Here is an 8528-nt window from a genome sequence, read left to right on the forward strand (position 1 = left end):
ACAAAGATGTATTGGGACTGGAGACCATTGAAGAGCAGATGAAAATATTTGACGACATGCCCGACAGCGTGCAGGTGCAGATGGTAATGCGGTTTGTAGATGAATTTTATATGCAGAAAAAAGAGTTTGTGAAAATGGCAGCCGCTTATAAACGGCAGGATCTGGACGCGATATACCGGCATATCATGTCTTCCCCTGATATTGCCGGATCGGAGGACGTGCTCCTGTTCAACCGCAATAAAAAGTGGATACCCATCATGGAAAAAGCCATGCAAAAAGAAAAAGTATTTTTTGCGGTAGGCGCCGGGCACCTCGCAGGACCCCGTGGCGTGATAAGCCTGTTGAGAGAAAAAGGATATACGGTTGAAGGAATAAGAGAAAAATAATTACGGTTCTCTACCTAATCATCATCACCTCCATTTCCGCCACGGTTATTGCGGTTCAGCAAAGAAAAATCAGCTTTACCAAATTTATAGCTGAACGATATGCGGAAACTTCTAACATTCCAGCGCCTGTATGCATCCTGATAAAAAGTTTCTGTATCGTAAATGGTTCCCCATCGCCTGGTATTGAACACATCATTGATACCGAATGTTACGGAAGCCCTGTTGTTCTTTAGAAAATCTTTGCGTATGGCAAAATCAACATCAAACTCCTCAAGCCGTCTTCCCTGTGGTATCACCCTTGGCGATTCATAGTCGGCTATAAGCTGAAAGCTCAGGTTATTGAACAGGGCGCTTCTTTCGGTCTTGATCTTATAACTACTGATCAACCGCGATTCCCAGTTGAACCCTTTGTTGCTCAGATCTGTACTGTTGATCCGTGCCTGCACCGTTCTGTACTGCAGGTTAAATGTAGGTGTAATCTCAAAATTGGGACCTATTTTATGTTGCACCGTAAATTCGGCTCCATAGCGATTGGTGGTGTTGGCGTTTACCCAGGTATTCAAAATGGCATTGGGATCAACTGCTGCATTTTGCAGTTGTTCAAACTGCGCTGCAGTTATGGTGTCACTGTATTGTGTGATATCGTTCGGATTGTTCCTCCAGTACAGCACACCTAAAAAATTACCGCCTATATAGTTTTTGCTGTAATTCAACTCAAAGGAATTGATGAATTCCGGCTGGAGTTGCGGATTGCCCTGCCGCAGGTTAACCGGATCATTGATCTCTATGTAAGGGTTCAACTGCCAGAAATTAGGCCGCCTGATCCTCCTTGAAAAGTTAACCTGTATCTCGTCATCTTCCCCGATCTTTTGGGTGAGGAAAAGACTTGGGAACAGGGCATTCCATATATTCTTAATCGAAGCCGGATATTCATAACCAAACTTAAACGCGCTGTCAATGAGCAGTCCGTCAAATTTTGAATATTCAGCTCTCAGCCCGGCCTGGAAGGAAAACGTTCCGATCTTCTGCGAATAAGTGCCGTATACAGCGTTCACATTTTCGGTGTATTTGTAATTATTGCTCAGGGGCAGTTTCGTTTCCTGGCCGTTGTCGTAACCGAAAACATTGAAGTAACTTTCGTAATTATTGAAATAGGCCCTCAGCCCGGTCTCAAATTTTGCATTTTCACCCCTGGGATGCACATAATCGGCTTCAAAAGTAAATTGGTTGCTCTTGTTGCTCCCGTTATTGTTCACAGTTGCGGGAGATTTGTATTCGGTACCATCAGGAAAAAAATAAGTATTGAGTATGGTTGAACTGTTGCTGCCGTTGCCATAATTGTAAGTCACATCCGCTGTCAGCTCCCTGCCCTCCTCGGGAAATGTGTGCTTGTAGTTCATACGCGTACTGTTGCGGTTAAACCCCCAGCGACCATCGCTTGAGCGGTTGCCGTGATACTGTAATATTTTATCACTGCCAAGATATTCCTGCTGCTGCTGCTCATCATTTTTGGAATTTCCGCCCCCAAAACGTTGTGTAACCGAAACCGTATTTCGGTTATCAATAAAATAATCAAACCCGAAATTAATGGAACTGAATTTCCGGTCGCGCGTATTAACGCTGTTCTGGTTAAAATAATCCCTGGTAACACCCTGCCACTTGTTTTCCCGTAAAGTTCTTCCTTTGGCCTTTCCACCGGATTGATTGTAACCGCCACTCATGAAAAAATTCAATTTGCCCTGGCGTATATTTAAACCCAGGTGGCCTCTTAATATTCCAGGTGTACCTACAGACACGCTGGCAATGCCGTTTAAGCCTATCCGTTTTTCTTTTTTCAGTACCACGTTAATAATACCGCCCGATGTGGAAGCGTCAAATTTTGCCGATGGATTGGTGATCAGTTCCACCTTTTCAATATGGTCGGCAGGTATCTGGTCAAGGGTGAGAATGGTAGGGCGCCCGTCCACAAATATCTGGGGCGAGCTGTTGCGCAGTTCTACGTTGCCGTCTATATCAACAGATACCGACGGAATATTTTTCATAACGTCAATTGCCGTTCCGCCTGTTGCCGTCAAGCTCTTAGCTACATTAAAGACTTTACGGTCTATGCTCATTTCCAGTGCCGGGCGGGTGGCAGTAATGGTTACATCGGCCAGTTGCTTTATTTCAGGATGAAGCGAAATATTGCCCAGGTCTTTTTCAAACTGTCCGTTCCGTGCGGAGGATGTTTTGATGGTACGTTCTTCGGACTCATAGCCCAGTGCGGAAATGACCAGTCTGTAATTATGTCCGGTAACAATATTGGTGAAGCTGAAATTTCCATTCGCCCTGGTGAGCATTCCTCCGTATAAGCTGTCGTTATCCGTCATGTACAGTTGTACAGAAGCTGCTTCTATACCTTTACCGGAATTTTCATCTACCAATTTTCCATATATCCTGTTGGTCTTGACCTGCAGGGTTGGAATATCCGCCGGTGGCTGTTGCTCAGGGTTCTGGGCATTGGCTTCACAAAAAATAAAAATAAAAACCAGTAACGGTACAAAAATCTTCATACTCTACATTTGGGTTGATGAATCAAAATGACTACTAATTGACCAAACAGATCATAAGTAAGCATCAGGGGTTCTATAAGTGCTGTTTCCCGGTCTAAAGGACGTCAAAAGGGATGAGGGTCAAAGTTACGCTATTATGCAGGAGCCGCTATTATTTAAGACATTTTAATATGTGCTGTAAAAACATTTTAACTTTTCGTTGCCATAATTTTCCCGATAGAAGTGTTTGTACCCCCGGCGTCAGCAATTCATGACATGCGCAAGGCTCATCATTCTTTTTGCAGCAGGGCTGCCGCTGCTTCATCCACAAACCAATGCAGCTCGCCCGAATGGGGCTTAATGATCTGTGAGGGGTAAAGATCGGCATCGGGGCTGCCTTCGAGCACTTCATACAGGGCTCCCGACTTGCCGGCGCCGAAGGTTAAAAACACGATAAGCGAAGCCCGGTTCACTACAGGCGCCGTAAGCGTGATGCGGTACATTTGCTGGGAAGTCAAATAAAAGGCCTTTACCCATGATTCCTTTTCGTAAATCACTTCGGTGCCGGGAAAAAGGGAAAGCGTATGCCCGTCATCGCCCATGCCCGACAAAACCAGGTCAAAGCTTTTTCCGACTTCACCAAAGTACCGCCGCAGGATCTTCTCGTATTCCAGCGCCGCCACTTCCGGGTCTGTATCCGTACGCATTACATGCACCTGCGCCGGGATCACAGGCACTTTGTTCAACAGGTGGGTATAGGTCATTTTTGCGTTGTTGCGGTCATCGCTAAAAGGCACAGCACGTTCGTCTCCCCAAAAAATATGCAGTTTATTCCACGCGATCCGTTCTTTATACGGACTTGCCGCCAGCATATCATACAGGGCTCTGGGCGAGTTGCCGCCTGTAAGCACCCAGGTAAACCGGTCCTGCTTTTGTAAAGCGGTTTCTATGGTGTGCGTTATCCATTCCGCTAATGCAGCGGTTGTAGCCGAAGGAGATTTTTGTATATGAAGTATGTAGGACATTTGGGATTTGAAATTTATGATTTGAGATGCCGTTAAATACACAACCTGTCCCTTTCACTTTTCACCCCTCACTACTCACAACTCACAACTCACTATTCACAACTCACTATTCTCACCTCCCCCCTATTCCCCGTTCAGCAAAGGTAGGGTTACCCAGTTAAATCCATCTCTTGCAATCAAAGCTTCTGCATCTTCCGGCCCCCACGAATCAGGAGCATAATTAGGGAAATCCACAGGCCGGCGGTTTTGCCAGGTTTCTAATATCGGCATGATGATCTTCCATGCCGCCTCCACCTGGTCTACACGCATAAATAAAGTGGCATTGCCTTCCATTACATCCAGTAAAAGTGTTTCATAAGCTTCGGGTTCATGCTCATCATAGGCTTCGTCATAGTTGAAGATCATATCCACAGGACTCAGGGTCATGTCCTGCCCCGGTCTTTTGGCCTGGAAACGGATGCGGATATCCATTTCGGGCTGTATGCTTATGGTAAGCCTGTTGGGGCGCCAGGTGTTGGCTGCTTCCGGCGGAAAAGCAAAGCTGGGGGCCGGGCGGAACTGCAGGGTGATAATGGTGCTTTTATTGTGCATGCGCTTGCCGGTACGCACATAAAACGGAACATCCTGCCAGCGCCAGTTATCAATATAAAATTTAACTGCGGCAAATGTTTCAACGTTCGACTCGGGGTTCACATTCTTTTCCTGGCGGTAGCCGGCGATCTTTTCGCCTTTCATCCAGCCTTCAGCATATTGGCCCCGCGCCGCAAAATCCTGCACTTCGGCGTGATCTATTTTCCGGATGGCATTCAGCACATCTACTTTTTTATTGCGGATCTCGTTGGCATCAAAAGAAACCGGCGCTTCCATAGCTACCATGCACATCAGTTGCAGCATATGGTTTTGCACCATATCGCGCAGGGCACCCGATTTTTCATAATACGCGCCGCGGCTTTCGGCACCAACCGTTTCGGCCGCCGTGATCTGCACATTTTCAATATAATTGCGGTTCCATATGGGTTCAAACAAAGCATTGGCAAAACGAAGGGCCAAAATATTCTGCACCGTTTCCTTTCCAAGGTAATGATCAATGCGGAAGATCTGGTCTTCATCAAACATGGTGCTCAGCAAATGATTCAGCTCCCTTGCGCTTTGCAGGTCGTGACCAAAAGGCTTTTCAATAACAATACGGGTGCATTTGGTATCGGCACAAATGTTCAGCGGACCCAGTTTGGCAGCAATATCGGGCACCAGCTGGGGCGCCACCGCCAGATAAAAAATTACATTGGGATGCTCGCCAAATGCGGCTTCCTTTTTTTTAACGATAGCAGATATCTGTTGGTACGCCGCTTCGTCTTCAGCATCCATTTGCAGGTAGCTGACGTGTTTTGCAAAATCCTGCCAGTTACCGTTTTCTTCTCCCTTACGGCGGGAGAATTTTTTGATGCCATCAAGCAAATGCTTCCTGTATTTGTCATCGGTGTATCCGGTTCTGCCAATACCCACTATGCCAAACTGCTCCGGCATCCAGTCATCAAGGAACAAATTATATAAAGCAGGAGTTAGTTTGCGAAGATTCAGATCGCCGCTTCCACCAAAAATAAAGATCAGCGAAGAAGGGGGTCGTTTATGGTTCTGCATGCTTTAAGGATTCAAAACTATTGAATGTATATATAGGCTGGATTTTGCCACGAATGCACCGAAGATAAATACATTATAATGCGTGCATTCGTGGCGATCGGTTATGTGATTTTTTTATTGCCAGTTGGTATGAAAAACCCCTTCCTCATCAATACGCTGATAGGTGTGTGCGCCAAAAAAGTCGCGCTGGGCCTGTATCAGGTTGGTTGGCATCACCTCGCTGCGGTAAGCGTCAAAATAACCGAGCGACACTGCCAGCGCCGAAACGGGAATGCCTGCCTGTACAGCCGTAGCAATGAATTTGCGGGTATTGGCTGTTCGGGGTTTGAGCAGGGCGGCAATATGGCTGTCTAATAAAATATTGGAAAGCGCAGGGTTGCCGGAATAGGCCTGGTAAAATATCTCCAGCAAAGTAGAGCGGATAATACAACCGCCCCTCCATATTTTCACCACCTGCGGAAGCGGGATCTCCATATCGTATTCTTTAGAAGCCACAAACAACAAAGCCAACCCCTGTGCATAGCTGACCAATGTGCCCAGGAACAGCGCTTCCCGGGCCTGCTGAATGATCTCCTCTTTGGAAACGCCCGTGATTTTAATAGCTGAAGGATATATTTTAGATGCGCTTACCCTTTCCTGTTTGAGCGCTGAAAAATTACGCATGCTCACGGCCACATCTATTGTGGGAATGGCAATGCCCAGGTCCATGGCATCCTGCGAGGTCCATTTACCAGTACCCTTCGAGCCTGCCTTGTCCAGGATCATGTCTAACAGGCGCCTGCCGGTTTTATCGTCTGTCTTCAAAAATATGTCGCGGGTTATTTCCACCAGGAAGGACTGCAGCTCACCCTCATTCCATTGTTTAAATACTTCATGCAGTTCATCGTTGGTGAGCCCGTAGCCGCGGTGCAGCACATCGTATACTTCGCTGATCAGTTGCATGATGCCATATTCAATACCATTGTGCACCATTTTTACATAGTGACCGGCAGCACCCCTGCCCAGGTGCGCTACGCAGGGTTCACCGTTTACTTTAGCCGAAACGGCTTCCAGCATCGGTTTTACATGGGGGTAGGCTTCAGGATCACCCCCGGGCATGATACTGGGACCTCTCCTGGCGCCTTCTTCTCCGCCCGAAACACCCATACCCATAAAATGAAACCCTTTTTCCTGCATATATTGTACACGGCGCAATGTATCGGTGTAGTGCGAATTACCGCCGTCAATTACAATATCCCCCTGACTGAGCAGTGGGATCAGCTCACCCAGCACATCATCTACTGGCTTGCCTGCCTGTACCAGCATCATGATCCTCCGGGGCGATTTAAGCGCATCTGCCATTACTTTTAAATCGGAAGTGCCTTTTACCGTAGTGCCCGGAACGATCTCGTTTTCCAGTTCCGTAACTTTTTGCGGGCTCCTGTTGTATCCTATCACCGCAAAGCCATGATCGGCCATGTTTAACAATAGGTTGCGTCCCATAACGCCTAACCCGATCAATCCAAAATCGAATAATTGATTTGCCATTGTAGTATGAATAAAATGAAAAGGAGCGCAAATTTAGGTGATTTCGTCTGTTTATCTTCCAGTGATTTTCAGATGCCCTTCCGCCCTGAAAAAAGATGCTCGGCAATACCTGCCTGAAAGCAAGTATTCCTGCGGTTTATTTCACCTCCTCAAAATCAATATATTCCCCCACAGGAGATCGTTTGGCAGACTGTTGCTGAGGCGGAGGCGCAGAAGAAGGCTGCTGCTGCATCTGGTCCTGCATGCGTTGCTGCATTTCATTGAACTGTTTTTTGATTTGCTTTCCCGTTCTGAAAACCGGGATCAAAAAACCCGTAATGAAGCGGTAAAGCACATAACCCAGAAGTATGTAAAAAATATATCTCATGGCAGACGACGAAGTTAATGTTTTTCTTATTGCTTACGCACAGTAAGATGTTAAAGAAAATGTGGAGGTGGGTTACAGGTTACAAGTTGCAGGAACAGCGCCAAAACACAAACAACAAAAACCAGGCTTACTGCCGGCAGGCATGCCCTGAACCCGCAACCTGTAACATCTCCCCTGTCTGCTCCTCTCTTCCTGCACACGCCCGATATTAAATCCTGTTTCCCGCATTCCAAACCCCTTCTCCTGCAACTTGAATTGCTTTTTACCTCTATATTTGCCGAAAGAAATTTCCGGGTACTTTATATAAGTTCCTGATTATGTTCAAGTTCCTCCCTGGCATTATACGGACACCGGTTTTTTTGCAAAAATCAATTTCCGGGTACGATATATGCTAAGGGGAAGACGGAAAAATCAATCGTTTCATTTACCGGTCACAAAAAACGCATGTAACCGAGGAGGCGAAGCTGTGTAAATTTCTCTTGAATATTTATTATTTCTTTTTAGCCGGGAGCCCGCCCCCGCCAGAATGGCTTCGTCGGGCTGGCGTGCCGGTACGCCTGCCTGAACTGCTGAACGGCAGGCAGGGACGGGGAACTCCCATAAAATTTTTCATTCATCCTGTATGTACCCGCTTAAAAGGGAACAGGTTTTATGAATGAAAAATTTCATGTACGTTTGATCGCATGAACAACACTAAAAAATGGTACGCTGTTTATACAAAACCCCGGTGGGAAAAAAAAGTATATGCCCTGTTGCAGGAAAAGCAGGTCACAGCCTATTGTCCATTGAATAAAGTTCGGAAAAAATGGAGCGACAGGTATAAAATAGTGCACGAACCCCTTTTTAAGTCGTATGTTTTTGTGCGGGTGGAAGAAAATGAGATGACCAATGTGAGGATGATAAGCGGAGTGGTCAATTTTGTGTACTGGAATGGCAAACCTGCCGTTATAAAGGAAGAAGAGATCAGTACCATCAGGCGGTTTTTAAATGAATATGAACATGTGGAAGCCGAGCACATCCAGTTCAAACCCAACCAGCGGGTAAAAATAATGAG

At 46.4% G+C, this 8528-nt stretch carries 7 protein-coding genes; 2 read left to right on the forward strand and 5 right to left on the reverse strand.

Annotation, left to right across the window (positions count from 1 at the left end; translation table 11 throughout):
* On the forward strand, positions 1-386 hold a 386-nt coding region (locus tag PLH26_RS17530), incomplete at its 5' end, for a TraB/GumN family protein (RefSeq protein WP_324587330.1).
* 14 nt (positions 387-400) lie between these two features.
* Here PLH26_RS17530 and PLH26_RS17535 read toward each other — a convergent pair.
* The 5 genes from PLH26_RS17535 to PLH26_RS17555 all read right to left on the reverse strand — a co-directional run bounded on the left by PLH26_RS17535 (position 401) and on the right by PLH26_RS17555 (position 7474).
* Entirely contained in the window at positions 401-2938 is a 2538-nt protein-coding gene (locus PLH26_RS17535; RefSeq protein ID WP_324587331.1) for a TonB-dependent receptor, read from the reverse strand.
* A 269-nt stretch (positions 2939-3207) separates the two neighbouring features.
* Positions 3208-3942 (reverse strand): 6-phosphogluconolactonase, encoded by a 735-nt coding sequence (pgl, locus tag PLH26_RS17540; protein ID WP_324587332.1) that lies wholly within the window; start codon positions 3940-3942, stop codon positions 3208-3210.
* A gap of 123 nt (positions 3943-4065) precedes the next feature.
* Positions 4066-5580, reverse strand: a complete 1515-nt coding sequence (zwf, locus tag PLH26_RS17545; protein WP_324587333.1) for a glucose-6-phosphate dehydrogenase — start codon at positions 5578-5580, stop codon at positions 4066-4068.
* Between the two features lie 114 nt (positions 5581-5694).
* On the reverse strand, positions 5695-7107 hold the full coding sequence (gene gnd / locus PLH26_RS17550) for an NADP-dependent phosphogluconate dehydrogenase (RefSeq protein ID WP_324587334.1): 1413 nt from the start codon (positions 7105-7107) through the stop codon (positions 5695-5697).
* Between the two features lie 136 nt (positions 7108-7243).
* Positions 7244-7474: a hypothetical protein gene (locus tag PLH26_RS17555; protein ID WP_324587335.1), complete on the reverse strand. Its 231-nt coding sequence runs from the start codon at positions 7472-7474 to the stop codon at positions 7244-7246.
* Positions 7475-8157: 683 nt separating this feature from the next.
* Here PLH26_RS17555 and nusG point away from each other — a divergent pair.
* The coding region (nusG, locus tag PLH26_RS17560; protein ID WP_324587336.1) for a transcription termination/antitermination protein NusG at positions 8158-8528 on the forward strand (371 nt) is incomplete at its 3' end.

It is taken from the genome of Agriterribacter sp. (assembly GCF_035444585.1).
GTDB lineage: Bacteria > Bacteroidota > Bacteroidia > Chitinophagales > Chitinophagaceae > Agriterribacter.